Origin of the sequence: Bacillus sp. KICET-3 (assembly GCF_033261025.1) — a bacterium.
Lineage (GTDB): Bacteria > Bacillota > Bacilli > Bacillales > Bacillaceae > Bacillus > Bacillus sonorensis.
Genome location: NZ_CP137345.1, coordinates 4,308,992 through 4,333,554 on the forward strand (window position 1 = coordinate 4,308,992; position 24,563 = coordinate 4,333,554).

A 24,563-nucleotide genomic window follows, 5' to 3' on the forward strand; every position below is an offset into this window, starting at 1 on the left:
CAGGTCGGCTTTTTTCACAGTACGCTCCCTTTCTCCTTCAGTATACCTCATCAGGCGGGCAAGAACCGAGAACTCCGCCAAAACAAAAAAATACTCAGCTGGCCGAACGACATGTGGTTGATTAAGATCTCTATTTAGACAAGAAGGAGATAGGGTCTTTCGTCGACTTATTATTTAAGTATTTTCGCGTATGTTCCGCTGATACACGGGACTCTTGGCCTCATTTTGTAAAGTAACCTTGACGTAAAGTTAATTTTACGTTACGGTAGAATTACACGGGGGGGTTTTATGAAAAATCGACTTGTTGAATTTAGAAAAAAATACAATTATTCTCAAGAGACTTTAGCGGTGAAACTTAATGTGTCAAGACAAACCATTATTTCAATTGAAAAGGGAAAATACAACCCCTCTCTTCGGTTAGCAATGTTGATGGCAAAGCTTTTTGAAACTACAGTAGAAGAATTATTTATTCTAGACAGCGAAGATGTTTAAGGAGGTAAATCATGAATTCACGATTAGGTAATTTCACAATCAGTTTTTTGATGTTGATTTTAAGTCTATATATTTTTTTTAGCCTATGGGTTAATGGAAAATCTGAATTTGAAATGGCTTTTCTGCCTTTTTCTTTATTTATCATGTTTTTCAGACTAGGTTATTTATATCCTCAATTTAAGAAAAATGATGAGCGCTATAAATTAATCCAACAAAAAGCCATGTTTTATAATTATTTTATTTCGATGGGATATCTCTTTATTTTTTTTATCTTAGGAAATAACATTATAAACTTGAGTGCGCAGACAGTTATTGTAATCCTTGGTGCTCTTATTATTGCAACAGTCAACATTTTATTTATGATCTTCTCAAAAATTTATTAGGAGATGATGTACTTTGTTTCCTTATCTTATACAATTATTCGTTATCTTTATAGTCATGGTGATGATTACAGTTGTGACCAAAAAGCGTAAACATTGATTTTCAAAAAACGTATGGTTGATCAACCATACGTTTTGAAAGTTTTATAGAGATTCAACACTGAAAACAAGTGCCCAAGTAATTGACACAAGAACACCTTTTTTCCCGTTATGTGCATCCACACGTGAAGCTAATAGCGTCCAATATCCTGTTGCCATCCCGGCTACTCCCGCTATTGGCGGCAATTCAGCGAATATACCTGTCGCCATTCCGGCACCTCCAGCTGCAGCATTTAATTCACTTATATAACCGTTTGCTTGTTTATGAGTGAATTTTCTGTCATAACCCCACCAATGGTAAGTCCACTTACCATAAGTAGCCATGATTTGAAATCCTGTTGGTTTTATATTGAGTTGATTATCTATAACCAATTGATTATTTTCTACGCCTTTATTTATGTACTCAAAATGTTCCTCTAAGGCACTGAGATTATATTCCTTGTATAAATCTTCAGGGACATTTTTCAAAAATAACTTTCCATCAGCATCTACATGTACGTAAGGTTTAATAGTATTAATTAATTTTTCTTGTTCAGCATTTAGTATTGCCTGATCATGATCTTTTACATTACCCTCTTTCGCAGATTCTTGAGCAAAACTAGTTTTAGGAACCATAAATCCAACCATAAAAATTCCTACCAAAAATATGATAGACATCTTTCTTAACATAAATAAAGCACCTCTCTATTAATTATTTCCATAATATTGTTTCATTTATCATAGTTTTTCTCAACCAATTTTATGTGATTTTATTTTTTTATCACAATTTTGTAACTTTATTACTAATTTAACATAAGTATTTAATATCTGTTTTTTTGTTTTTTTCTTCGTTCGCCCTACTTTATCCTTACCTAAGTTTGGACAAACTGTTGTGCAATGACCATCGTTTTCCCGATCTCCAAATAAGTCCAATACTCATTTTTTGTTCGGTTTTGAATGAATCGTCATAACAAAAAATAGAGCCGCACCCCGCAGCTCTATTTTAATCAATCCAGATCCTTCGCCAATTTGACAAACCGGAAACTAAAGATCAGGCTTCCGATGGCGACGATCACCATGATCATCCCCAAATCCCGGAAATGACCGGCGGTGATTTCTTGCCCGAACAGCAAGCCAAGAATGACCGAGGAAAGGATTGAGCCTAAATAACGGCACGTTTGAAAGAGGCCTGAAGACGTGCCGATCATGTCGGAAGGGCTTGCCGTCAGCATGGCTGACTGCAGGGCTACATTGCCGAGGCCGTAGCTGATTCCCAGCAAAGAAAGAATCAAACCTTTCCAGATCATCGGCGCCTGCACGAAAAAGAGCGTCATGAGCACTGCTCCGGCAATCATTAAACAAGCCCCGGCCAATACAGGCTGTGTCTCCCCTGAGCGATCTATCCACTTTCCCGCAAGCGGAGACACGATGATGCTCATTCCGGACATAAACAGCATCAGCAATCCGCTTGTTTGAACAGAAAGTTGCATCTCATCCTGAAAATAACTTGGAAGTCCGAAAAACAGACAGTAATTAAAAATGTTCAACATAATAAACTGGACATACACCGATGACAGCGCCCGATGGGATACAAACAGCCGCATATCAATAAACGGGTGATCCGTGCGCAGCTCCCACCATACAAAGATGAAAAGCAGAACAAATCCGCAAATCCCTTCGGCATAATGGGGGTCTGTGCTTAAAGAAAGCAAGAAAGACAATAAAAGGACGATTCCGCCGGCGAATAAAAGGATTCCCGTCAAGTCGAGCTGCCTGATGACGGCCTTGGCATTTAAGCCGGGCTTTTTCTCATCCTTTGGAAACATGTACATCCCAAGCAAAAAGCTGAACAGGATAAACGGAAAATTGACCGTAAAAATGGCCGGCCATCCGCCCCAAACGATTAAAAAGCCCCCCACGGTCGGACCCAGTGCCGTCATGGCAGAAGCAAAAATGGAAAGGACGGCCAAGGCGGAGGCTTGGCGATCATGGATATGGCTCCTGATCAGCCCCACTCCGGACGGATAAATCGCGCTGCTCCCGATCGCTTGGAATAAACGCATGACCAATAAAACCATAAACGCGGGGGCTAAAGGAGCGCCGAGCGCCGAAACGGCAACAAGGATCAAACCGAACAAAAACAGCTTTTTCCGTCCGATTATATCTCCAAGCTTGCCTGTAACAGGCTGGGCGACCGCACTGGCCAAATAAAAAGATGAAATCAACCAGGATACCGTTGAAAACGACAATTCAAATTCTTTTTGTATGCTGTGAAGAGCCAATGAGATCATCGAGGAATTCAGCGGGTTCAGCATGGTTCCAGATGCGACGGTCGTCAAAAACAGTGCCCTGCTCTTTTTAGAGATTTTCATGAGAACTGTGATAAAAACTCTTCCGCCGTCCGAAGCCTGCCGATTCTGGGAAAAATAAAGCGGATTGAGGCTTCGTGTTCTTCCTCGCTGAATGTTGTCACCGCATCTGTAATAAAGACCTGCTGATATTCAAGCTGGTACGCCTCCCGGGCCGTGCTTTCAACGCCGATATTCGTGGCGATTCCGCACAGCACAATCGTGTCAATCCCCCGGCGCCGAAGCTGAAGATCCAAATCCGTTCCGAAAAAAGCGCCCCATTGACGCTTGGTTACAATGTAATCGCCTTCTCCGACGCCGAGCCGAGGTACAAACTCCGCCCAATCGGACGGGCGTTCGGCTGAAGTTTGCGCAGGCTCGTCCGTTTCCGGCATAAGCGCATCTTTCCCATCATGAAACGCGACATTTACAAAGCAGATAAACCCCTGTTTTTGCCGGAACACGTCGATTAATTTAACCGCTTTCTTTACAACGGCATCTCCCCCGGGGATTTTGACAATCCCTTTTTGCAAGTCGACTAAGACAAGAGCCGTTTTATTGAAATCAATATGCAGTCCGTTCATATCAAGACCTCCTCATTGTGATTATCTTTTTCTCGATTCGCTTATTCGATTCATGATCGTTTCGCAAAAAGTACGCATCCCTGCCGGATGAATCAGCGGGAGCTCTTAAAACATATGTATAGCGCTTATGAAATATTTTACATGAATATATTCTCCGGCGGCCATCATATATCATTTCTTGAGGTTTGGCGTCACAACAGGTGAACAGGTAAGAAAAACAGCGAAAATGAAACAGCCCCGCCGTCATTTCTTTCAAAGTAGGATTGGACATGCCACACAAAAGGAGAGGAAATGCTTGAAGGTTTCGGATCGGTGACAGGGCAAAACAAAAAGGGAAATCAGCGGCTTATCAAGCTGGAATATATGGTGGGCGGCTTGTTGCGGAGAAAGTGTAACAAGACAGGGAATCGGAGGAAAGCCAACGTCGTATGACATGGTCAACCCCACACGCCATACCGGCAATTCCATTCATGATCTTCAAACAGAAAGAACGAACCGCCAAAAGCAAAGCCGGGAAAATCTTGGCCCGGCTTTATGATTGATCAATCTTTGATCTGATATGAAGCATCTTTTCATCGAGATAATTTGCGATATCGGCGGCTTCTTTCAGCTCGTCGGTCAGCCGATCAGGCACTTCATTATTTAATTTATAGTAGATTTTATGCTCAAGGCTCGCCCAAAAATCCATGGCAATCGTTCTGATTTGGATTTCCACCTTGGCATGCTCCACCCGGTTTGTCAAATAAACGGGTACTTCTACTATTAAATGGAGGCTGCGGTAACCGTTCGGCTTCGGATTTTTAATATAATCTTTCACCTTCAAAATTTTAATATCTTCATGCTCTTTCAGCACTTCGACCATATTATATATATCCGATACAAATGAACAAACGATCCTGAGTCCCGCGATATCGTTGATATGCTCTTTGGCGGCGGTCGTTGTAATATCACAGCCTTTTCTCACAAGCTTATTAATCAGGCTTTCAAAGTTTTTCACCCTGGATTTTGTATGTTCAATCGGATTATGTCCATGAATTAAGTTGTATTCCTGACTGATAATCGAAAATTTCGTATCCATTTGATCCAAAGCGAATTTATAAACTAAAAGCTCGTTTTTCCAATCTTCCATCAGCTGCCTGAAATCTTCTATTTGATGCTGCGGCAAACTTGTTATTTGATCTATTGAAGTCTCCATATTGGTTCTCCTTATGTCAAATTAATGTCTTTTCAACACAATAGACGTTGTCATTTCTGCTAAAGTTTCGAACAAGAGAAAACTGTTTTCACTAATAAGATTATAACATTTTCTTTAAATGTTCTGATCGCCGGACCATTTTTTTTGCTATCATGGCCGGCACGGCATTTTAGGAGCTGCGCTGTTCATACGGCAGCAGAATGCAATTTTATTTTTTTCACGCGTCAAAAGATGGCGCTAATTTCCAAAAAGAAAAATATTATTGGATTGATATTCAGCATAAAATGTTTATAATAGGCTGATAGGACTCAAGTTTTCAGCAATTTTGAACAAAATCACACAAATTTTTTTCCACTTTTTTAGAAGAAATGAAACTTTTATAAATCAAATTCGTCTTATACTGTTGTCACGGCAATTTTATTAGGGAAAGGAACAGATCAATGTTAACCAAGCTTAAAATGTTGTATGAAAAAACAACAATGAAGTGGCTGCTCAACACTTCTTACTACTTTCTGATTCTGGTGCTGTTGTTTTTGATTTACGGATTCCATACAGCAAATACAGGTTCATATATTTATAACGACTTTTAATGGAGAATCAAAATGAAACTGATAGAAACGATTAAAAATTATGCTCAAACACAACCCGATACACTTGCATTTGTGAATGAAGACAAATCGCTGACATACAGAGAACTGTGGTTACAGTCGGAGCGCCTTGCTTCCCGGCTTCAAAAAGCAGCGGTCAGCGATCGTTCCCCTATCATCGTCTACGGCCATATGCAGCCGGAAATGCCGGTATCTTTCCTTGCCTGCGTGAAATCCGGCCATCCGTATATACCGGTTGATGTTTCCATACCGGCTGACCGGGTGATGAAAATCATCACAAGCTCAAAAGCAGAGCTTGTGATCAACAACTCCGGAACCGACCTGGATACAGGGGATGCTCTGATTTCCGTGCTCACACCGGAGCTGCTTGACAGCGAAGAACAGCTTGAGACGAATCCTGACAACTGGGTGAAGGACGGAGAGACATTTTACATTATCTATACGTCCGGAAGCACAGGGAATCCAAAAGGCGTGCAAATTTCCGCCGATAACCTGCAAAGCTTCACAAACTGGATTACCGGGGATTTCCCGGTAAAAAACGGTCATGTGTTCTTAAACCAGGCACCGTTTTCCTTTGACCTGTCAGTGATGGATCTTTATCCTTGCCTGCAGGCCGGAGGCACTCTCTGGACCGTCACGAAAGATATGATTAATCGACCGAAGCTTTTATTTGAAGCGCTGAAACAATCAAACGTCAATGTCTGGACTTCAACGCCTTCATTTGCCCAAATGTGCTTGATGGATCCGTCATTTTCAGAGGAGCTTCTCCCCGGCCTGAGTGTATTTATGTTCTGCGGAGAAACGCTCCCTGCATCAGTCGCCAGACAGCTGAAAGAACGATTTCCGAAAGCCCGGGTCTTCAATACGTACGGCCCGACGGAAGCAACAGTGGCAGTGACTTCAATTGAAGTGACAGACGAAGTGTTAGCTCAATACTCTTCCCTTCCTGTCGGTTCAGCGAAGCCTGACACAGAGATCGTCATCGTCAACGAAGACGGGGAAGCTGTTAAAGATGGTGAAAAAGGCGAAATTATTATCACCGGAAAAAGCGTCAGCAAAGGCTATTTAGGCGAAAAAGAGCTGACGGAAAAATCATTTTTCTCATATAACGGAGAAGCGGCTTACCGTACTGGAGACGCCGGCTACAAAGAAAACGGCCAGCTTTTCTTCCAGGGAAGACTCGACTTTCAAATTAAGCTGCACGGCTACCGCATCGAGCTTGAAGAGATTGAATACCAAATTAATCAATCCAAATACGTTCAGTCCGCCGTGGTGATTCCATACTACCGTGAAGAGAAAATCGAGTATTTGATCGCGATGATCGTGCCTGCTGAACACGATTTTGAAAAGGAATACCAGTTGACGAGCGCCATTAAGAAAGATCTTGGCAGCACGCTGCCGGCTTATATGATACCGAGAAAATTCGTGTATCAAAAAGAGATTCCGATGACTGCAAACGGTAAAATTGACAGAAAACGGCTAAAAGAAGAGGTATCAGTATGACGCCGTACGGTTCATTTCTCTTCTTTATCATATTGGCTATTTTATTGGCGCCGACCATCATCCTTGGGCTCAACGGAAAAAGATTTCAGCTCTACAATATGGCGGTTTCCGTTGTTGTGCTGGCGCTCATTTTTTCAAACAGCCTGCACGGGCTCATTGCTCTGATCTTGTTTACGCTTTGGCAAATGGTGCTGATCAAAGGCTATATTGCCTACCGTTCCAAAGCGAACAGCGGCTTTGTATTTTGTTTGGCCGCAGCAGCTTCCATTCTGCCCCTGGCGGTTTCGAAGCTGCTGCCGTTCCTTGGCCTGAACAACTGGGCAAGTTTTCTCGGAATCTCGTATTTAACCTTTAAAGGGGTTCAGCTCATAATTGAAACCCGCGACGGTTTGATCAAAAACCAGATTCCCGTCGGCAGACTGCTGTATTTCATTCTGTTTTTCCCGACCATTTCATCAGGGCCGATTGACAGGTACCGCCGTTTTGAAAAGGATGAACAGACGGTCTGGACGAAAGAGCAGTATGAAGAGCTGCTGTATAAGGGAATCAACAAGATTTTTCTCGGCTTTTTGTACAAATTCATTATTGGATATTGCATTAATACGTACATTATTTTAAATCTGCCGCACATCACGTCCGGCAGCATCTCTCACGGACTCGGATACATGTACGCTTACAGCCTTTACTTGTTCTTCGATTTTGCCGGCTATACGGCTTTTGCGGTCGGCATCAGCTATATCATGGGGATCAAGTCTCCGGAAAACTTTAATAAGCCGTTTATCAGCCGCAATATTAAAGATTTCTGGAACAGATGGCACATGTCTCTTTCATTCTGGTTCAGAGACTACGTGTTTATGCGCTTTGTCTTCTGGATGACAAAGAAAAAATGGATCAAAAACCGGATGGCGGTTTCAAATATCGGATATGTGCTGCTGTTTCTTTTAATGGGCGTATGGCACGGCCTTGCCCTTCAGTACATCATCTACGGACTTTATCACGCACTGCTTATGGTAGGCTTCAACTTCTTTGAAAAATGGAATAAGAAGTTTAAATGGTGGCCAAACAACAAGTGGACGACAGCAGTCTCAATAGTGGTGACCTTCCATTTTGTGTGCTTTGGATTCTTTATTTTCTCAGGAAAACTAATTCATTAAAAGGAGAATTTTACAATGGACTTTAATCAAGAAGTGCTTTCAGTTATAGCAGAAGTTTGTCAGGACGATATCGTCAAGGAGAATCCTGATATCGATATTTTTGAAGAAGGAATCCTCGATTCCTTTGGTACGGTAGAGCTGCTGCTCGCGTTTGAAAGCCGCTTTAACATCACTGTGCCGATTACAGAATTTGACCGGGATGCATGGAACACGCCAAATCAAATCATAAAGCAGCTGAATGAGTTGAGATAATGAAAAAGCGTTTTTTATTCGGGCCAATCATTTTGGCATTTTTACTTTTTTTCACCATGATCATGATCCCAAATTCATGGCTGGCGGCGTTTGTTCCTAAAGACCGGGTGGAGACATCGGCGACGGAGCTGAATCCGATGATGTTCCAGGGAACGTACCTTCAAAGCAAAATGCTTGAAGATCCAAAGTACCTCCCGATCTATGGATCATCCGAACTGTCCCGGTTGGATCAATTTCATCCGTCTAATTATTTCAAAGTAAATAATAAAGGATTTACTCCATACCTGGTCGGAAAAGGCGGTTCACAATCCCTGATCCACGCTGTCAATTTCGCAGCTCATGCGGATCAATTAAAGGGAAAGAAACTGGTATTCATCATTTCCCCGCAGTGGTTTCAGAAAAAAGGGTCTGATGAAGCCCATTTCGCGCCGAATTTCTCAGCCTTACAGGCCTATGATCTATTATTCAATCAACATATCGACCAAAATTTAAAGAAAAAAATGATCAAACGCATGCTGAAATACCATGCTGTCAAAAATGACGCCCTGCTCGCAGCGATATATAAAGCTGAGCTAAAGCAGGATCATATGACACTGTCCCTTCTCACGCCGGCTGCCAAAGCTTATCGAAACGTGCTGCAGAAAAAGGATCTATACTATTCAATGGCTGAAGGCACCGCCCCCGACCGCACCATTTCACAAAGTGTGAAGAATAAATCCTGGGGTGAGCTGAAGCAGATGGCGGCGCAGGTCGGAGAGAAGGAATCCCGCTCAAATCAGTTTAAATTGGTCAATAACGCATTTAAAAAGATAAAACCGAAATTGAAGAAATTAAAAAACAGCAAGAAACATATGTCTTATGTAAAATCCGTGGAGTTCAACGACTTTCAGATGATGATGGATGTTCTGAAGGAGTCGGGCGCCGAACCTTTGTTCATTTCGGTTCCTGTACACGGCAAATGGTATGACTATACCGGCTTCCCTAAAAAAGGGCGGACCGATTACTATGCTAAGATCAAAAAACAGATTGAAGCAGAAGGTTTTCAGGTAGCTGATTTAACAAATCACGAATACGACCCTTATTTCCTGAAAGATACGATCCATCTCGGCTGGAAAGGCTGGGTTTACGTCGACAAAGCAATCGAAGATTTTTATCAAAACAAATTATGAAAAAGGATTCCCTTGCGAGGGGATCTTTTTTTATTTTACGGCCTCTATCAACAATATAGGTTTTAAATATTTCCAAAAATTCTATTTTGCAAATTTCTCTGAAATCTATTGCGATTATGAATATAAGGTTTAAAATAGAATATAAATATTTTTTGGAAAAAAGACTAGAACGGCAGGGAGAATGATTATGACAAAACAAACCATCAGCGTACAGCTCAGTCAAACGAAAAAACAAAAGCCTGATCCGAACCGGCTCGAATTCGGCCGTGTATTTACCGACCACATGTTCGTCATGGATTATTCGGCTGAAAACGGCTGGCATGATCCGCGGATCGTCCCTTACCAGCCTATCGAAATGGACCCGGCTGCAATGGTATATCACTACGGCCAATCCGTTTTTGAAGGATTAAAAGCTTATGTATCAGACGATGGAAAAGTTCTTTTGTTCAGACCGGAAAAAAACGTTGAACGGCTGAACAAATCAAACGACCGCCTCTGCATTCCGCGGGTCGATCCGGATACGGTGCTGGACGGACTTAAGCAGCTTCTTCAGATCGAAAAAGAGTGGATTCCGGCCGCAGAAGGAACATCGCTATATATCCGGCCATTCATTATTTCAACGGAGCCTTACCTCGGTGTCGCTCCATCCAAGACATATAAACTGCTGATTATCCTGTCGCCGGTCGGCTCTTATTACAAGGAAGGCATCCAACCTGTAAAAATCGCCGTTGAGAGTGAATTTGTCCGGGCAGTGACAGGCGGCACAGGAAACGCAAAAACGGCCGGGAACTACGCGGCCAGCCTGAAGGCGCAGGAAGTTGCCGAAAGCAAAGGATTTTCCCAAGTATTATGGCTGGACGGAGTTGAGAAGAAATACATTGAAGAAGTGGGAAGCATGAATATCTTCTTCAAAATCGACGGAGAAATCGTCACGCCTGCGCTAAACGGCAGCATTTTGGAAGGCATTACGAGAAACTCCGTCCTCTACCTTTTAAAACAATGGGGCCTTCCTGTCACCGAAAAGAAAATTTCCGTTGACGAATTGATCCAGGCCCATAAAGACGGGCTGCTTGAAGAAGCGTTTGGCACTGGAACCGCAGCTGTCATCTCCCCGGTCGGAGAGCTGATTTGGAAAGATGAAAGCCTCGTCATTAACGGCGGAGAAACCGGAGAAATCGCTAAAAAACTTTATGACACGATCACAGGAATTCAAAAAGGCGCATTGCCAGACCCATTCGGCTGGACAGTAGAAGTCGACACTGTCACCCAATCATGTTGAACCATCCGGCCCCTCTAAAATCAAGAGGGCCGGCCCATTTCCGGGCCGGATGGCGGCCAACCCCCGGGCAGGCATGCCTCTCAAAGATCCCTTCATGAAAATGACTCACCAGATTCGATTCCATTTTCTATAAACTATGTTAAAATCATCTATATACATATAAAATCATTCCTATTAAACATTATGAAAGGAGACATCAAAAAAACGACTACCGCGATGTAAAAGAAAGGACTTTGAAGATGGAGAAAACTAATGGAGCATTGAGTGTCTGGAAAAAGAATTTTACGCTTCTTTTCTTCTCCAGGCTCATTAAAATTTCAGCCGACTGCTTCGCCTTCAACTCTATTTTATGGTTCCTGATCTTTGATGGAAAAGGCGCAATCGGCACCGCTTTTCTGCTCGCCGTCACCTTCCTTCCAGAAGCTTTTTTGGCACCGTTGACAGGGCCTCTGGTAAAAAGAAGCGCGCTAAAATTCTGGATGTATTTTTCGGACTTAACGAGAGCGGCGGTTGTACTGGCTATCCCGATATGCTACTATAACGGCTTTTCACCGATGTGGTTTGTCCTGGGGCTGATGATTATCCATTCAGCAACGGGAGCGACATATAATCCCGCATCCATTACACTGATTCCTCAAATTGTCGACGAAGAGCTGATTCAAAAAGCAAATGCAATCCTCCAGTCTTCCTCGGAAATTGTAAGGCTTGGTGCTGTCACATTGTGCGGGGTGCTTCTGACTTTTATCGGCCCGGCGCCGACGATGATTATGTCGTTCACACTTTACATCATATCAGGGATATTTGTCCTTTGTATTAAAAGTAAAACGGCCCAGCAACTTACTGAATCCAATACCGGCAAACCGAGGGGTACATATTTTTCAAGATTAAAAAGAGGATTTACTCTTGTAAGGCATCATAAGGTTTTATTCCCGCTAGCCATTTATTGTATATTTATGAATTTGGCGGCATCGCCATGGGAGGCGCTTTCCGCGGTGTATGTTGACGAAGATTTAAACGGTACGCCGTTCATCCATTCCTTATTGAAGGCTACGACAGCCGGAGGGGCTTTTTTATTGGGCTTTATCCTCGCCAAAGTAAAAGTCAACAGATACGGGCTGCTCTTTATTGCGGCCGGAATTTTTGAAGGAATGGCTTATTTCATTACGGGGTTGAATACCTTTTTGCCCCTTGTATTTCTCGCCGCTTTTGCATTTGGTGCGGCCATAAGCTCGATCAATGTTCCAGAATTCACGATCATTCAGACGTCTGTGGAAGGGGATGACCAGCCTCAGGTGTTTGCTGTCATTCATATGATCACAAATTTGTCGCTTCCTTTAGGCGCGCTGGCATGCGGATATGCTGCACAGGCGCTCGGAGCCGGCAAAGTCATCGCAATCGGCGGTTTCATCGAAATCCTTGCCGGCGTCGGAATTTTGCTGTTTACTCAGCTTGCGAAAGCCCGCCGCTCAGATCTTATCAAGGAAAAAGAAGCAAGCGCCCATATGTAACCCCAAGCCTTGGTAAAGCATTCGGACCGCGTCGGCTGCAGGATATTCGGGTACAGCTGACAGAGGCGGTCCGCCATGCGGCTCCGCTGTTCAATTGGCGTGACGCTGCGGACGGCAATCTGCTTCAGACACAGATTTGTCCTCTGCCGCCGGACCGGACGCCGCCGCTTCAGATTGGCCGCCTTTAGTGGCAATTCCTCCTACAACGAAAGGTTCCGGCGGAGACGGCCGGAACCTTGGCAATCAATCTATGCTTCTATTGATTTAAAAAACTGCGGAAGATGCTCTTTATGCGCTTCAAGCATATCATCCAGTATTTGCTTAGCGATTTTGTCGGACGGTACGAGCGGGTTGATCGTCATCGCCACAAGAGCGGTGTTGTAGTCGCCGGTCACAGCGGCTTCGGCGGCGACTCGTTCGAACGATTTGATCTGCTGGACAAGGCCTCTGACTTTGACCGGCAAGTCCCCGACTGCGATCGGTTTTGGACCGTTCTTCGTCATGACGCAGTTTACTTCCACCGCTGAATCATCCGGTATGCTTGCGATTGCACCATTGTTCATCGTATTGACAGGCTGAATATCGTGTTTGTCATTATAAATCGAGCTGATCAGGTTACAGGCCGCGTCGCTGTAATATGCGCCTCCGCGTTTTTCAAGCTGCGGCGGTTTGATGGCCAGGTTTGGATCTTTATATAATTCAAAGAGCTCTTTTTCTACTTTTTGAACGACCTCAGCACGGGTTCCTTCCGTTTGCGACGCCTCTATTTCATGCTCAAGCATTTCCTTGGTTTTATAGTAGTAGCGGTGATATCCGCATGGAATTAAGTCAAGACCGCGGATAAAGTCGGGCTCCCATGACTCGCCGGAAATATTTTTCATGGTCATTGCATTTGCCGGATCTGCCATTGCTTCAATCACTTTGTCTTTGACACTGACACCGTCAAGGAAGACATCGAGGCCGTACACCATATGGTTCAACCCGGCAAATTGGATTTCCACGCGGCTTTCGTCAACATCAAGCGCTTTTGCCACTCCCATTTTCATGCCGATCGGCACATTGCACAGACCGACGACTTTTTTCAGATTTGAATAGCGGAGCAGCGCTTCTGTCACCATGCCGGCCGGATTTGTGAAATTGACAAGCCAGGCATCAGGACAAAGCTCTTCAATGTCTTTTGCGATATCGAGTATGACCGGAATGGTGCGAAGTCCTTTAAACAAGCCCCCGGGACCATTCGTCTCCTGACCGATGACACCGTATTTTAATGGGATTCTTTCATCTTTCGCTCTTGCCTCAAGCAGACCGACGCGGAATTGAGTGGTGACGAAATCAGCGTCTTTCAAGGCCTCTCTGCGATCAAGCGTCAGGTGCACCTTAATCGGAACTCCCGCCTTTTCAACCATCCGTTTTGCCAGCGTTCCGACGATATTGAGCTTTTCTTCTCCTTCGGGAATATCGACAAGCCATAGCTCGCTTACAGGCAGCTCCTCGTGTCTTTTGATCAATCCTTCAACCAATTCGGGCGTATAGCTTGAACCTCCGCCAATTGTTACGATTTTCAAGCCTTTTTTCATCAGTTGACACCTCCGCGAATATTTATGTTTTTATATAAATCAACAATTTCCGATGCCAAATCTTTCATTGTCATTGCATTCATTAAATGGTCTTGCGCATGAATCATTAATAGTGACGGCTCTGTTTTTGTCCCCTTTGCTTCATTTTGAATGAGAGCCGTTTGAAAGTGGTGAGCCTTTATCAATTCCTCATCCGCTGACTGAAGCTTTTTTTTTGCTTCGGCAAAATCGCCCTTCTTGGCTTCGGCAATGGCTTCCATGCAAAAGCTTCTGCCGTTTCCTCCGTGGAGAATGATTTGAAAAATCGTCTGTTCCAACTCCTCAGTCATAAGTGCACCCCCTTTTTTATACGCCGATCTGCTGATTTTCATTTGCAGGCGGCCCAGCTTCCAGCTCGCTTTCTTCTTTCAGCTTTTGTTTATCCCACATTCTAAAGAACGGGTAGTAAACGGCAAACGAGATGAACAGGTTGATCAGCTGCATGACAGCTCCGGAAATTTTTCCGCCCGTCGCCAAGTATCCTGAAAAAAGCGGCGGCATTGTCCAAGGCACTGCAATTCCCGCAGGTTTTGCGACGAGACCGGTGCTCATTCCGATATAGGTTGCGATCATCATCAGAAGCGGTGATACGATAAACGGAAGCAAAAGCATCGGGTTCATGACGATGGGCATCCCGAAAATAATCGGTTCATTGATGTTAAAAACGGCCGGTCCGATTGCAAGTTTCCCCAACTGCTTCATCTGCTTGCTTCTCGATCTGAAAAACATGGTGATGACCAGCGCCAATGTAGCTCCGCTTCCGCCGATATTGATAAAGATTTCGAAAAACTGGATTGTAAAAATGTTCGGCAGAACTTCTCCGGCTTGAAAAGCAAGACGGTTTTCATCCATTGCGCCATACCAGATCGGCGACATGACCCCGCCGACGATGTTCGCCCCGTGCAAACCGCAAGACCACAGAAGCTGTTGGACGGTTTCGGCTACAAGGCTTCCCCCGAGACTGCCTCCGAGAATGGAAAGCGGCGTGCCCAAAAGCACGTTGACGACATTATGCAGGCTTTCAAAAGGCGTGATTTCAATCAAAAGGCGGGCGATCCAGATCGAACCGATGACGGCAAACCCCGGAATCAGGGCGATGAATGATTTGCTGACGGCCGGAGGCACACCGTCAGGCATTTTGACAACAATGTCTTTGTGAACGACCCAACGGTATACTTCAGTAGAAAACATCGCAATCAGCATACCGACAAACAGACCCTTGCTTCCCATTAAGGAAATCGGTATACCCCCCGAGACCATAATTTCCTGGGTAGAGCCTTCAGGTGTAAAAGGAATCTGATAAGGAGTGGCGAGCAGGAAAGCCGCTACGGCGATCGCACCTGAAGACAATGCGTCAATTCCGTACTTCTCGGCAAGTCGGTATGCGATTCCAAACGTTGCGATAAGCGCCATAATGTCAAAGCTGACGTTTACCGGGTAGCTCAGCTTTTCAGCCCATTGGTCGCCGAATATCCCAGCCATGAATTGCGCATACCCTGGAATCGGCAGGTTGGCTAAGATGAGAAACAGCGAACCGATGATAATCAGCGGCATGGTCAGGATGATCCCGTCTCTGAGCGCCTGCAAATGGCGCTGGGCGGCGATCCGGCCGGCGATCGGCATGACCTTCTCCTCTAACAACAGGTTGAACTTATTCACCCCTCCGCCCTCCTTCAAACACCGGCAAGCTGTTCTGCGGATTTCAGCACTTCTGCCCCATTACAAGTCCCGTAATGGACCGTGTTGATGACGTCGACAGGCACCCCTTTCGATTCCCCCAATTTCTTCAATTGCGGAAGCATATAACGGACTTGCGGGCCGAGGAGCAATACATCGGCTTTATCAATATGATTTTGGACTTCTCCTCCGGAGACGGCCCAAATTTTATAGTCTTTTCCTTGTTCCTCTGCGCTTTTTTCCATTTTCGTAACAAGCAAACTAGTTGACATACCTGCTGCACAAGCTAATAAGATGTTCATGTTTATATATCCCCCTTTTTGCAATGAATTCGAATCTGTTTTACAGTTTCATCATACAATGAAACCGTTTTCATATTGACTTAATGATTTTCCTCTTCCCTCCGGAAAAAAGACAGGGGAACATGTTTTATCCGGAAAATGGACTTCTGAAAACAGCCATAAACTCTTCATACGTTTTGCATTTCAGCAGTTCCCGGACAATCGACCGATTATCCAGCACATTGCCCAATAACTTGTACATCCCCTGCAGATTGGAGGTATTGTCTTTTTCAACGCAAAGAAGGCAGATGAATTGGACTCTTTTATCCTCCCATTCTATCGGCTTTTGCAGCGTACATACCGCCCAAAATGTTGTATCTGTTTGCGGTGTCATCGGATGGGGAATCGCCACAAGATTGCCAAAGCACGTGGGCGCAACAGCCTCTCTTTCCAAGACTGAGGCTTCCAGACCTTCATCCGCAAGGCCAAGCGCTGTTACTTGATGACACAAAAAACGCAGCACTTCCTCTTTCGATTGAAAGTGTTCCTGCAAAAAGACAAGCTGTCTTCTCGTATATCTTGCAGCCAGCTCTGTATCTGCCGTAAGGACGTGCTCTATTTTTGTTAAATCTGCTCCTCCCAATATCGCATTCACTTTAACAACCGGGATTGGGAGTCCGTCGGGCAGCGGAATGGTGCTGATGACAAAGTCGAGGGCATGGAGCGGCATTTGATTCAGTTTATAATAATCAACCGTTCCAATGATTTCAAGCTTTGAGCCGAATCTTGACCGCAGTCTGTCCTGAAGCAGCATGGCGCTTCCCGCTCCTGAAGCGCAGACAATGATACAGCGCTTTGACGGGGTTTTCATTTTCCTTCTTTCCAGCGCGGCGCCGATATGTAAAGCAAGATAGCCGACTTCACTTTCCTGAATGTCGAATCCCGTTTCCTTTTTGATGACTTCTCCGGCCTGGATTCCTGCTTCAAATGCAAGCGGATAGTTTGCTTTAATGGCGTCCAGCATCGGATTTCTGATGTTCATTCCGTAGCGGCAGCGGTTCAGTGCCGGCTTTAAGTGAAGACAGAGGCCGATTTTTAATTCTTTGTCATTCTTAATGCCCAGCCTGAATTTTTCATCGATTGTTTCCATGACCAAATCTGTCAGTCTATCTGTCTCTTCATCAATAAAGCCTTCCATTTTATCGCTGGGGATCTTCGCCATTGCCGTTCTTTTGGCTCCCATCAGATGAATGGCAATATAAGCCGTCTCTTTTTCCGGAAACGCCACCTTCAGTTTTTCTTTCAGCGTCCGGACAATCGACCGGGATACTTCATATTCTTTATGATTCATAATCTCCTTTATGTCTTCTGAAAAAAACGAGACATGCTTTCCATTGCGAATTCGTTTGCAGGCGATGGCGATATGAATCAGGAGGTTGTTCAAGCCAATGTCAGACAGGGAAATTTCATCCTCGCTTATCCTTTCCAAAATCGTCTGGCGGATCATGCCCAGCTCTTCTTTCGGAAGGATCGAAATCCGGGTGTTCAGGATGTCCATTTCGCTCTCTCTTTTCGGAAAAATATGCTCCGCCATGCAATAGCGCAGCTTTACTTCATCTCCCCTCAACTTAAAGCCGTAATTTGGTTTGATTTCTAATTCAATGCCGTAAGGTTTCAGCCTTTTTCGAACGTCCCTCATATCGTTTTGAACGGTCGATTTGCTGATGAACATCTCATCAGCCAAATCTTCAAGTTTGAGATAGCCGTCTGTTAACAGCAGTCTTTTTAATAGATAGAGAATACGTTCATTTGGAAAAACGGGGTTTGACAATTCTTCTTGAAACGTATTTTGCAGAAACTGGCGAAAGAGGTGGTTATGATGGATGGACAACCTGTAACCGGCGCCTCTGATGGATGTGATGGAAGCCCCGTTTTTAGAGAGAAGATAGTCTAATTCTTTTACGTCTGATCTGATCGTCCTGGAGGTGACATTCAATCCGTTGGCCAAATAAGTGCTGGTCAAGGGTGATTCCGCTGTCATTAATTCGCTGAGAATACTGCTAAGCCGAGCATTGAGCATAAAAAAGCCCCCCTCATAAAGGTATCGCTTGAACCAATGAACAAACAGCCAGAATCTTTCCTGCTGTTTAACATATATTCATTCATTTTGTGAAATTTCTCTCATATTAGTAAATTCTATTATGATTGCGTTTTCAAGTCAATTTGCCTACATGCGGAGCGGCACCTTGGAAAAGCGTTTTTACGTGAAGCCCTCCAATCTGGAAAAACAGCCGGATCAGCCGGCTGTCAAGTCTTTTTCGCTTTTCTGTCTTTGATGATTTTCCGTGCGATCGGATAAATGACAGGTGTCAACTTTACGACATTTTTAAACAGTTTTTTCATGACCGGCATGACTCCCTTCCCATTTTTATCACCTTTACCCGGGGAGACAGGGAGCCAAACCAGTCCTTTTTCACCTCGACACGTACCGATTTCCTTTCATCCAAAACCGCCAAGGGTATTCTCTCGCCTCTCCCGAATTCTCGATTCCGATCCTCGGCCCGCAGGAAATGTCGTGTGGGACATACCCTTTTGCAATATACAGGGGCGGCTCTGTCAGCCACCTTCCGTAATCATCCATTGTGATAGAGAGCGCCTTTGTCAACTTTCCCGGCCCATTCGTCCAATCACGCGGTTTTTTTCCGCTTCTTCTTTTCTCCATCAGCAGGAGCCCTTCATGCGGTTCAACCGCCCTGATGAGGACCGCTTCAGGCTCATCAATGCCGGCGCTCACGACATTGAACAACGTATGCGTATGCATCGTATACGTATAGGCGCGGCCTGCCTCTTGATACATCACTTCTGTCCGTTTCGTCCGGCGGTTCCCGAAGCTGTGGGCCGCCCTGTCCTTTGGTCCCATATAAGCTTCGGTTTCTACAATATACCCTGAAGCAGTCCCTTCATCCGTTTCTTTCACCAACAGACATCCTAACAGTGACTGTGCAAGCTCAAGGGTCGGCTTACGGTAAAATTCGGGCGGAAGGGGTTTGCAAGCTTGTTTCATATGGGGAAGCCTCCTTTTGATGGTAAAAACGATATATGAATTGTGATGATTTTAACATGTCTTCAAGAACCTTGCGAGAAATAGAAGGCTTTTACATGGAGTTGAATGCTCAGTTTACCATATTAAACATGCCTCAAGCCGCCTAAGATAAAATGGACAACCTTGTCTGATACATGCGGGTCTGCATACCCTTCAGGCAGCTCCCAGTCCGTTTTCGCCTCCATCATTAACTCCGCCGCCTGAACGATCCGCTCCGTTTCAAGCCCTGATACCACATTGCTTCCGCACATCACTGTTTCAGGCCGTTCTGTACTGTTCCTGATGGTAACCGAAGGAACTTTGAGGATGCAGCTCTCTTCCTGGACCGTTCCGCTGTCCGTTATGACGCATTTCGCATGCTGCTGAAGGTGGATGAAGTCAAAAAAACCAAACGGTTCACAAAATGACAGCAGCTCTTCATGATGTTGAATACCGAATTTTTGCAAACGATCCCTCGTTCTCGGATGGATGCTGCAAATCACCGGTATTTTGTGTGTGCCGGCAAGCGATGTCAGCGCATCAACAATATGCTGCAGCCTTTCTTTTACATCTACATTTTCCGCTCTGTGCGCTGTTACCAAAATAAAGGATTGGCTCTTCACATTCAAGGTGTCAAGCATCTTCCTTTGTGAAATGTCATCACGAAAATGGTTCATGACTTCATAAATCGGATTTCCTGACACCCAAATTCTTTGCGGATGCATGCCTTCCCTTTCCAAATTTTCTTTGGCAATCCTTGTATAGGGCAAATTAAAAGAGGCGATCGAATCGATGACCCTGCGGTTGATCTCTTCCGGGACCGCATTGTCAAAACAGCGGTTTCCGGCCTCCATGTGGTAGACGGGAATTCCATACCTTTCGCCCAGAAAAGCACAAAGCGCACTGTTGGTATCGCCGAGCACAAGCAGTTTGTCAGGCTGAAGCTTTAATATCAGCTTTTCGACTTCCGTAAATATTTCACCAATCTGAGCGCCTGTTGAATGCCCCGACAGTTTAATGTGATAGTCCGGCATCCTTACCTTTAATTGATCAAAAAAAATTTTACTCAGCTTTTCATCATAATTTTGACCGGTGTGGACCAATATATGCTGATCGGCAAATTGATCAAGCTTGCCGATGATCAAACTTAAGCGGATGATCTCCGGCCTGGTCCCGATAATCGTCATGATTTTCATCCATCTGACTCCTTTTATGCTGCTGATCAAATCGCTGTCTTTTCATAAGACGGCACAGATCTATTTTGTTATCTACACCTCGTCTTCCGCCATCATCATGACGGCTGAAAACCTTTATATATATATTCGCGTCTCTAAAAAGGTGTGCAGTTTGAATGGGCCAACCTCTCAATCTGGTTTATTTTTCTTCAATCAGGCTGTTCTATCACACAAATATTTCTACAAAACATATACATTTATATGCTAGTTTTGACAGTCTATCAAACGATCTGTTTTAGGAGGAGAAGTATGTTTAAAAACGCCCGAATACTGCTTACCGGAGGAACTGGTTCCTGGGGTATGGAGCTTACCAAAAAACTATTATTATACAAACCAAAGGAGATCAGGATTTTTTCAAGAAACGAATTCACGCAAATCAGCATGCAGCGGGAGTTCAATCATCATCCTGCATTAAAGTTTATCATCGGTGATGTAAGAGACTATCTGTCTTTGGAGTCTGCCTGCCGGGATGTCGATTATATATTTCATCTTGCGGCATTGAAGCATGTGCCGATCTGTGAGGAACAGCCTGAAGAAGCATTAAAAACAAATGTTGTCGGAACACAGAATGTCATACGTGCGGCCCTTGCCCATCGCGTAAAGAAAGTTATTGATGTTTCAACCGATAAAGCGGCTGACCCGGTCAACTTTTACGGAATGACAAAGTCGCTGGGAGAAAGACTGATGATCCGTGCCAACGATTACAGCGAGCATACGGATTTTGTCTGCATCAGAGGCGGAAATGTACTCGGAACAAACGGAAGCGTCGTACCGCTCTTTAAACATTTAATACAAAAAGGGGAGGACCTCACGCTGACGTCAAAAGAAATGACAAGGTTTTTTCTAACGGTCGGCGAAGCGATAGACTTGCTGCTTAAAGCTTCAGAAGATGCACAAGGCGGTGAGATCTTCGTCATGAAAATGAAGGCGTGCAAGATAGTGGATCTTGCGGAGGTTCTGATAGAAGAGATGGGAAGCTCCGTCGGAATGAAAGAAATCGGAATCCGGCCTGGAGAGAAGCTTCATGAAGTACTGGTCTCAGATCATGAAGCACCGTATACCTACCTCTTTGACTCCGAGCATTATGTGATACTGCCTTCCCATCCTTCGGAAAAGCTGCGCAAGCATTATCGAAAATTCGAAAAAGCAAACTTTCAGAAATACCAATCAAACGATCTGTTAATGTCGAAATCCGAAATTGCAGCCCTGTTAAGGGAAGGAGGATTTATTCAGTGAGACTGCTGATTTTAGGCGGAACGGGAATGGCCGGCCATGTATTAAAGGAATTTTTTTCTGCGAAATCGCAATATGAAGTATTCTGGACACAGCGCCATTCACTGTCCGATGATCCACATTGCTTTTTTTTGGATGTAACAAACACAGATGAATTAAAAAAGCTGCTCCAACAAGTCAAACCCGACATCGTTATCAATGCAACCGGAATTTTAAATGATGCCGCACGTCAAAACCTGCTGCAGGCGATCCATGTTAACAGCATTCTGCCCCACCTGCTGTCAGACATGAGCGGCGATTATCAATATTACCTGATTCACATCAGCACAGACTGCGTGTTCTCAGGCTCAAAAGGAAAATATATGGAAACTGATGCAAAAGACGGGAGTTCAGCCTATGCACAAACCAAAAGTCTTGGTGAAGTCCTGGATGATCAAAATCTAACCATCAGGACGTCCATTATAGGACCCGAGCTGAAAGACGGCATCGGTTTATTCCATTGGTTCATGAATCAAAAGGAACAAATACGCGGGTTTAGCAACGTGTTCTGGAACGGGCTGACGACTCTCGAGCTGGCGAAAGCGATTGAGGGGCTGCTGGAATCGCGGTTAACCGGACTGATTCACCTCACCGGAAATCGCTTCATCTCCAAATACGAGCTGCTCCTCCTGCTAAATAAGATCTTTGCCAGAGGTGTTGCGATCATTCCCGATGATCACATGCGGTTTGATAAAAGCCTTGTCATGACAAGGGAAGATGTGCCGTACCAGCCCATCGGCTACGAACAAATGCTTGTTGAATTAAAACAATGGATGGATGACAGGCCGTACTTATATCAATATGAATAAAAAAACAAACACCCGCCTCTTACAAGACGAGGGACGGTGTTTGTTTTTTCATGTCCAAAACTTTTGCTGATCTGGATGACATTGACAAAACCGTATAATTGTATACAATTATATTTATATTCAGACAAAAGGAGGGGAGAGAATTTTTTCATGCACTCTTCAAATCCAGTCAGAAGGCAGTCTGCAAGTGATTACGCTTACAATGAAATCAGAAAAAAGATCATTGAGCTGGAATATTCACCTTCTGAACAGCTCGTAGAGGACAATCTCGCACAAGACTTGGCCATCAGCCGAACCCCGCTGCGGCAGGCTCTTTACCGGCTGGAGCTTGAAGGATTGGTCAGTAAGCAGCCAAACGGCCGGCTTCGTGTTTGTCCGATTTCACCAGAAGAAGCGAAAGAGGTTTTTAAGGTTCGCGAAGCGCTGGAAGGACTGCTGACTGCAGAGGCTGCCCAGCTTGCGACGACAGAGCAGCTTCATCAGCTTGAAGACCGGCTCGAATTAATGAAAATGGCTGCAGCAAAAGACCGCCATACAGATACGGTCAAATACGGATCTGACTTTCATTCCATCTTGCATTCCATTAGTGCGAATGCGACAGCAAAGCGTTTTCTTGAACAATTAGAAAGCAGAATCGAACGGTATCGAAGGATCAGCGGATACAAAAATCCACATTACAAATCATCCGTATCCTTTAATGAACATGTGGAGATTTTCAATGCTGTAAAAGAAAAAAACAGCTGTCTGGCAGAAGCAGCCATGCGTTCCCATATTAGACGCAGCCTACATTCGATTGAAGAAACGCTCAAACATTTGTATTAACATGCTCAAAAAGCCGATGCCAATTTCACATCACGTTTTTTACACACATGTTAAAAAACGAATATGGGGTGGAAAAATGGGCAAACAAGATGTATTTAAACCGGGATTAGAGGGCGTGATCGCCGCTGAAACGAGGGTTTCTTATTTAGATACCGAGGCTGAAGAAATCGTTGTCAAAGGCTATGATTTAATAGAGCTTGCCGAACAAAAAACATATTTGGATCTCGTCTATCTCCTGATCCAAAACAAACTCCCGGATGCAATGGAACTGAAAGGGATTGAAAGCGCTTTAAACAATGCTTACGGCCTTCCGAGCGGAATATACACGATTCTATCCACACTTCCACAAGATACTCACCCAATGGATGCACTCAGAACCGGAATTTCAGCCTTGGCGGGGTATGACCCCGAGCTGAATGACCGGTCTAAAGCGGCAAATCAGGCAAAAGCGCTGCGGCTGATCGCACAAGTGCCGAATATTGTCGCAAACAGCTACCGCATCTTACACCAGCAAAAGACGATTTTACCGGATAAACAAATGTCCTACAGCAAGAACTTTTTATACATGCTGACGGGAAATGACCCGAGCGAACAGGAAACGGCTGTCTTTGATCAAACCTTAATGCTGTACAGCGAACACGAAATGCCGAATTCCACTTTTACCGCCAGGGTGATCGCGTCGACCCATTCAGATATATACGGAGCCTTTACGGGTGCAGCAGCATCTTTAAAAGGAAACTTGCACGGCGGGGCCAATGAAGCGGTCATGTATATGCTGCTCGAAGGCAAAACAACGTCCGGCTTTCTCAAGCTGATTCAGCAGAAATTAGCGAGAAAAGAAAAGGTGATGGGGTTTGGCCACCGCGTCTATATGAAAAAAATGGACCCTAGAGCCGCCTTATTGAAAAAAGCTCTTTTTACACTTTCCCACAAGACGGGCAGACAGGATTTATACGAAATGTGTGATGCCGGGGAAACGCTGATGCGCGAAGAAAAGGGGCTTTATCCGAACCTTGATTATTATGCCGCGCCTGTCTACTATCTGCTTGGCATTCCGATCGAGCTCTACACCCCTATTTTCTTTGCGGCGCGTTCGGTCGGCTTAGGCGCCCATGTGATTGAACAGCATGCCGACAATCGGCTGTTTCGGCCGAGGGTCCACTATACAGGACCGCGGGGTCTTCATCCATAATCCATATTATTTGAAAGGAAGGGATAC

The 24,563-nt window shown here is 44.6% G+C and carries 24 protein-coding genes; 13 read left to right on the plus strand and 11 right to left on the minus strand.

The window, feature by feature from the left end; all coding sequences use genetic code 11:
- The first annotated feature begins 288 nt into the window (after positions 1 to 288).
- Positions 289 to 492 carry a helix-turn-helix transcriptional regulator gene (locus tag R5H20_RS22015; protein WP_006639549.1) on the plus strand — a complete coding sequence of 68 codons (204 nt, stop codon included), beginning with the start codon at positions 289 to 291 and terminating at the stop codon, positions 490 to 492.
- An 11-nt stretch (positions 493 to 503) separates the two neighbouring features.
- Entirely contained in the window at positions 504 to 875 is a 372-nt protein-coding gene (locus R5H20_RS22020) for a hypothetical protein (protein ID WP_006639550.1), read from the plus strand.
- 141 nt (positions 876 to 1,016) lie between these two features.
- Here the strand turns inward: R5H20_RS22020 and R5H20_RS22025 are convergent, their stop codons facing one another.
- The 4 genes from R5H20_RS22025 to R5H20_RS22040 all read right to left on the minus strand — a co-directional run bounded on the left by R5H20_RS22025 (position 1,017) and on the right by R5H20_RS22040 (position 5,077).
- The gene (locus R5H20_RS22025) at positions 1,017 to 1,640 is read right to left on the minus strand and encodes a hypothetical protein (protein WP_006639551.1); all 624 of its coding nucleotides are present in this window, start codon (positions 1,638 to 1,640) and stop codon (positions 1,017 to 1,019) included.
- A 317-nt stretch (positions 1,641 to 1,957) separates the two neighbouring features.
- Positions 1,958 to 3,322 (minus strand): MFS transporter, encoded by a 1,365-nt coding sequence (locus R5H20_RS22030; protein ID WP_006639552.1) that lies wholly within the window; start codon positions 3,320 to 3,322, stop codon positions 1,958 to 1,960.
- Positions 3,319 to 3,882: an isochorismatase family protein gene (locus tag R5H20_RS22035; RefSeq protein ID WP_006639553.1), complete on the minus strand. Its 564-nt coding sequence runs from the start codon at positions 3,880 to 3,882 to the stop codon at positions 3,319 to 3,321. Before R5H20_RS22035 ends, R5H20_RS22030 begins: the two co-directional genes overlap by 4 nt.
- A 532-nt stretch (positions 3,883 to 4,414) precedes the next feature.
- Complete coding sequence (locus tag R5H20_RS22040) at positions 4,415 to 5,077, minus strand: GTP pyrophosphokinase YwaC (RefSeq protein WP_006639554.1); 663 nt, start codon at positions 5,075 to 5,077, stop codon at positions 4,415 to 4,417.
- Positions 5,078 to 5,517: 440 nt separating this feature from the next.
- Between R5H20_RS22040 and R5H20_RS22045 the strand changes: the two genes are divergently transcribed.
- The 7 genes from R5H20_RS22045 to R5H20_RS22075 all read left to right on the plus strand — a co-directional run bounded on the left by R5H20_RS22045 (position 5,518) and on the right by R5H20_RS22075 (position 12,550).
- Positions 5,518 to 5,667 carry a teichoic acid D-Ala incorporation-associated protein DltX gene (locus R5H20_RS22045; RefSeq protein ID WP_006639555.1) on the plus strand — a complete coding sequence of 50 codons (150 nt, stop codon included), beginning with the start codon at positions 5,518 to 5,520 and terminating at the stop codon, positions 5,665 to 5,667.
- Positions 5,668 to 5,679: 12 nt separating this feature from the next.
- Positions 5,680 to 7,188: a D-alanine--poly(phosphoribitol) ligase subunit DltA gene (gene dltA / locus R5H20_RS22050; RefSeq protein ID WP_006639556.1), complete on the plus strand. Its 1,509-nt coding sequence runs from the start codon at positions 5,680 to 5,682 to the stop codon at positions 7,186 to 7,188.
- Positions 7,185 to 8,342, plus strand: coding sequence for a D-alanyl-lipoteichoic acid biosynthesis protein DltB (gene dltB, locus R5H20_RS22055; protein ID WP_006639557.1), 1,158 nt, complete (start codon positions 7,185 to 7,187; stop codon positions 8,340 to 8,342). The genes dltA and dltB overlap by 4 nt, the downstream gene beginning before the upstream one ends.
- A gap of 15 nt (positions 8,343 to 8,357) precedes the next feature.
- Entirely contained in the window at positions 8,358 to 8,594 is a 237-nt protein-coding gene (gene dltC, locus R5H20_RS22060; protein WP_006639558.1) for a D-alanine--poly(phosphoribitol) ligase subunit 2, read from the plus strand.
- The gene (gene dltD, locus R5H20_RS22065) at positions 8,594 to 9,763 is read left to right on the plus strand and encodes a D-alanyl-lipoteichoic acid biosynthesis protein DltD (RefSeq protein WP_006639559.1); all 1,170 of its coding nucleotides are present in this window, start codon (positions 8,594 to 8,596) and stop codon (positions 9,761 to 9,763) included. The genes dltC and dltD overlap by 1 nt, the downstream gene beginning before the upstream one ends.
- A gap of 187 nt (positions 9,764 to 9,950) precedes the next feature.
- Positions 9,951 to 11,042, plus strand: a complete 1,092-nt coding sequence (locus tag R5H20_RS22070) for a branched-chain amino acid aminotransferase (RefSeq protein WP_006639560.1) — start codon at positions 9,951 to 9,953, stop codon at positions 11,040 to 11,042.
- A gap of 239 nt (positions 11,043 to 11,281) precedes the next feature.
- Positions 11,282 to 12,550 (plus strand): MFS transporter, encoded by a 1,269-nt coding sequence (locus R5H20_RS22075; protein WP_029419690.1) that lies wholly within the window; start codon positions 11,282 to 11,284, stop codon positions 12,548 to 12,550.
- Between the two features lie 248 nt (positions 12,551 to 12,798).
- On the opposite strand, the gene licH is transcribed toward R5H20_RS22075, so the two are convergent.
- The 7 genes from licH to wecB all read right to left on the minus strand — a co-directional run bounded on the left by licH (position 12,799) and on the right by wecB (position 20,402).
- Positions 12,799 to 14,127: a 6-phospho-beta-glucosidase LicH gene (gene licH, locus R5H20_RS22080; protein WP_006639562.1), complete on the minus strand. Its 1,329-nt coding sequence runs from the start codon at positions 14,125 to 14,127 to the stop codon at positions 12,799 to 12,801.
- On the minus strand, positions 14,127 to 14,456 hold the full coding sequence (locus tag R5H20_RS22085; RefSeq protein ID WP_006639563.1) for a PTS lactose/cellobiose transporter subunit IIA: 330 nt from the start codon (positions 14,454 to 14,456) through the stop codon (positions 14,127 to 14,129). The genes licH and R5H20_RS22085 overlap by 1 nt, the downstream gene beginning before the upstream one ends.
- A 16-nt stretch (positions 14,457 to 14,472) precedes the next feature.
- Positions 14,473 to 15,825, minus strand: a complete 1,353-nt coding sequence (gene celB / locus R5H20_RS22090) for a PTS cellobiose transporter subunit IIC (protein WP_006639564.1) — start codon at positions 15,823 to 15,825, stop codon at positions 14,473 to 14,475.
- 14 nt (positions 15,826 to 15,839) lie between these two features.
- Positions 15,840 to 16,145 carry a PTS lichenan transporter subunit IIB gene (gene licB / locus R5H20_RS22095; RefSeq protein ID WP_006639565.1) on the minus strand — a complete coding sequence of 102 codons (306 nt, stop codon included), beginning with the start codon at positions 16,143 to 16,145 and terminating at the stop codon, positions 15,840 to 15,842.
- A gap of 127 nt (positions 16,146 to 16,272) precedes the next feature.
- Positions 16,273 to 18,204, minus strand: coding sequence for a BglG family transcription antiterminator (locus R5H20_RS22100; RefSeq protein ID WP_006639566.1), 1,932 nt, complete (start codon positions 18,202 to 18,204; stop codon positions 16,273 to 16,275).
- A 393-nt stretch (positions 18,205 to 18,597) separates the two neighbouring features.
- Positions 18,598 to 19,188, minus strand: coding sequence for a DNA-3-methyladenine glycosylase (locus R5H20_RS22110; protein WP_006639568.1), 591 nt, complete (start codon positions 19,186 to 19,188; stop codon positions 18,598 to 18,600).
- Positions 19,189 to 19,310: 122 nt separating this feature from the next.
- Positions 19,311 to 20,402 (minus strand): non-hydrolyzing UDP-N-acetylglucosamine 2-epimerase, encoded by a 1,092-nt coding sequence (gene wecB / locus R5H20_RS22115; RefSeq protein ID WP_006639569.1) that lies wholly within the window; start codon positions 20,400 to 20,402, stop codon positions 19,311 to 19,313.
- Positions 20,403 to 20,690: 288 nt separating this feature from the next.
- On the opposite strand from wecB, the gene R5H20_RS22120 reads away from it, so the two are divergent.
- From R5H20_RS22120 to mmgD, 4 genes are all read left to right on the plus strand, one after another.
- Positions 20,691 to 21,677 carry a polysaccharide biosynthesis protein gene (locus R5H20_RS22120; RefSeq protein ID WP_006639570.1) on the plus strand — a complete coding sequence of 329 codons (987 nt, stop codon included), beginning with the start codon at positions 20,691 to 20,693 and terminating at the stop codon, positions 21,675 to 21,677.
- Entirely contained in the window at positions 21,674 to 22,522 is an 849-nt protein-coding gene (locus R5H20_RS22125; RefSeq protein WP_006639571.1) for a dTDP-4-dehydrorhamnose reductase family protein, read from the plus strand. Before R5H20_RS22120 ends, R5H20_RS22125 begins: the two co-directional genes overlap by 4 nt.
- A gap of 150 nt (positions 22,523 to 22,672) precedes the next feature.
- Positions 22,673 to 23,344, plus strand: a complete 672-nt coding sequence (locus R5H20_RS22130; protein WP_006639572.1) for a GntR family transcriptional regulator — start codon at positions 22,673 to 22,675, stop codon at positions 23,342 to 23,344.
- A gap of 76 nt (positions 23,345 to 23,420) precedes the next feature.
- Positions 23,421 to 24,536, plus strand: coding sequence for a citrate synthase (gene mmgD, locus R5H20_RS22135; RefSeq protein WP_006639573.1), 1,116 nt, complete (start codon positions 23,421 to 23,423; stop codon positions 24,534 to 24,536).
- Positions 24,537 to 24,563 lie beyond the last annotated feature (27 nt).

Coding starts and splice junctions, on each gene's coding strand:
- licB (WP_006639565.1), bottom strand. CDS start 16,145: ATGAACATCTTATTAGCTTGTGCAGCAGGTATGTCAACTAGTTTGCTT.
- dltA (WP_006639556.1), top strand. CDS start 5,680: ATGAAACTGATAGAAACGATTAAAAATTATGCTCAAACACAACCCGAT.
- R5H20_RS22035 (WP_006639553.1), bottom strand. CDS start 3,882: ATGAACGGACTGCATATTGATTTCAATAAAACGGCTCTTGTCTTAGTC.
- R5H20_RS22030 (WP_006639552.1), bottom strand. CDS start 3,322: ATGAAAATCTCTAAAAAGAGCAGGGCACTGTTTTTGACGACCGTCGCA.
- R5H20_RS22070 (WP_006639560.1), top strand. CDS start 9,951: ATGACAAAACAAACCATCAGCGTACAGCTCAGTCAAACGAAAAAACAA.
- R5H20_RS22130 (WP_006639572.1), top strand. CDS start 22,673: ATGCACTCTTCAAATCCAGTCAGAAGGCAGTCTGCAAGTGATTACGCT.
- R5H20_RS22120 (WP_006639570.1), top strand. CDS start 20,691: ATGTTTAAAAACGCCCGAATACTGCTTACCGGAGGAACTGGTTCCTGG.
- dltC (WP_006639558.1), top strand. CDS start 8,358: ATGGACTTTAATCAAGAAGTGCTTTCAGTTATAGCAGAAGTTTGTCAG.
- R5H20_RS22110 (WP_006639568.1), bottom strand. CDS start 19,188: ATGAAACAAGCTTGCAAACCCCTTCCGCCCGAATTTTACCGTAAGCCG.
- dltD (WP_006639559.1), top strand. CDS start 8,594: ATGAAAAAGCGTTTTTTATTCGGGCCAATCATTTTGGCATTTTTACTT.
- R5H20_RS22020 (WP_006639550.1), top strand. CDS start 504: ATGAATTCACGATTAGGTAATTTCACAATCAGTTTTTTGATGTTGATT.
- R5H20_RS22085 (WP_006639563.1), bottom strand. CDS start 14,456: ATGACTGAGGAGTTGGAACAGACGATTTTTCAAATCATTCTCCACGGA.
- R5H20_RS22075 (WP_029419690.1), top strand. CDS start 11,282: ATGGAGAAAACTAATGGAGCATTGAGTGTCTGGAAAAAGAATTTTACG.
- mmgD (WP_006639573.1), top strand. CDS start 23,421: ATGGGCAAACAAGATGTATTTAAACCGGGATTAGAGGGCGTGATCGCC.
- R5H20_RS22045 (WP_006639555.1), top strand. CDS start 5,518: ATGTTAACCAAGCTTAAAATGTTGTATGAAAAAACAACAATGAAGTGG.
- dltB (WP_006639557.1), top strand. CDS start 7,185: ATGACGCCGTACGGTTCATTTCTCTTCTTTATCATATTGGCTATTTTA.
- R5H20_RS22040 (WP_006639554.1), bottom strand. CDS start 5,077: ATGGAGACTTCAATAGATCAAATAACAAGTTTGCCGCAGCATCAAATA.
- R5H20_RS22015 (WP_006639549.1), top strand. CDS start 289: ATGAAAAATCGACTTGTTGAATTTAGAAAAAAATACAATTATTCTCAA.
- R5H20_RS22025 (WP_006639551.1), bottom strand. CDS start 1,640: ATGTTAAGAAAGATGTCTATCATATTTTTGGTAGGAATTTTTATGGTT.
- wecB (WP_006639569.1), bottom strand. CDS start 20,402: ATGAAAATCATGACGATTATCGGGACCAGGCCGGAGATCATCCGCTTA.
- licH (WP_006639562.1), bottom strand. CDS start 14,127: ATGAAAAAAGGCTTGAAAATCGTAACAATTGGCGGAGGTTCAAGCTAT.
- R5H20_RS22100 (WP_006639566.1), bottom strand. CDS start 18,204: ATGCTCAATGCTCGGCTTAGCAGTATTCTCAGCGAATTAATGACAGCG.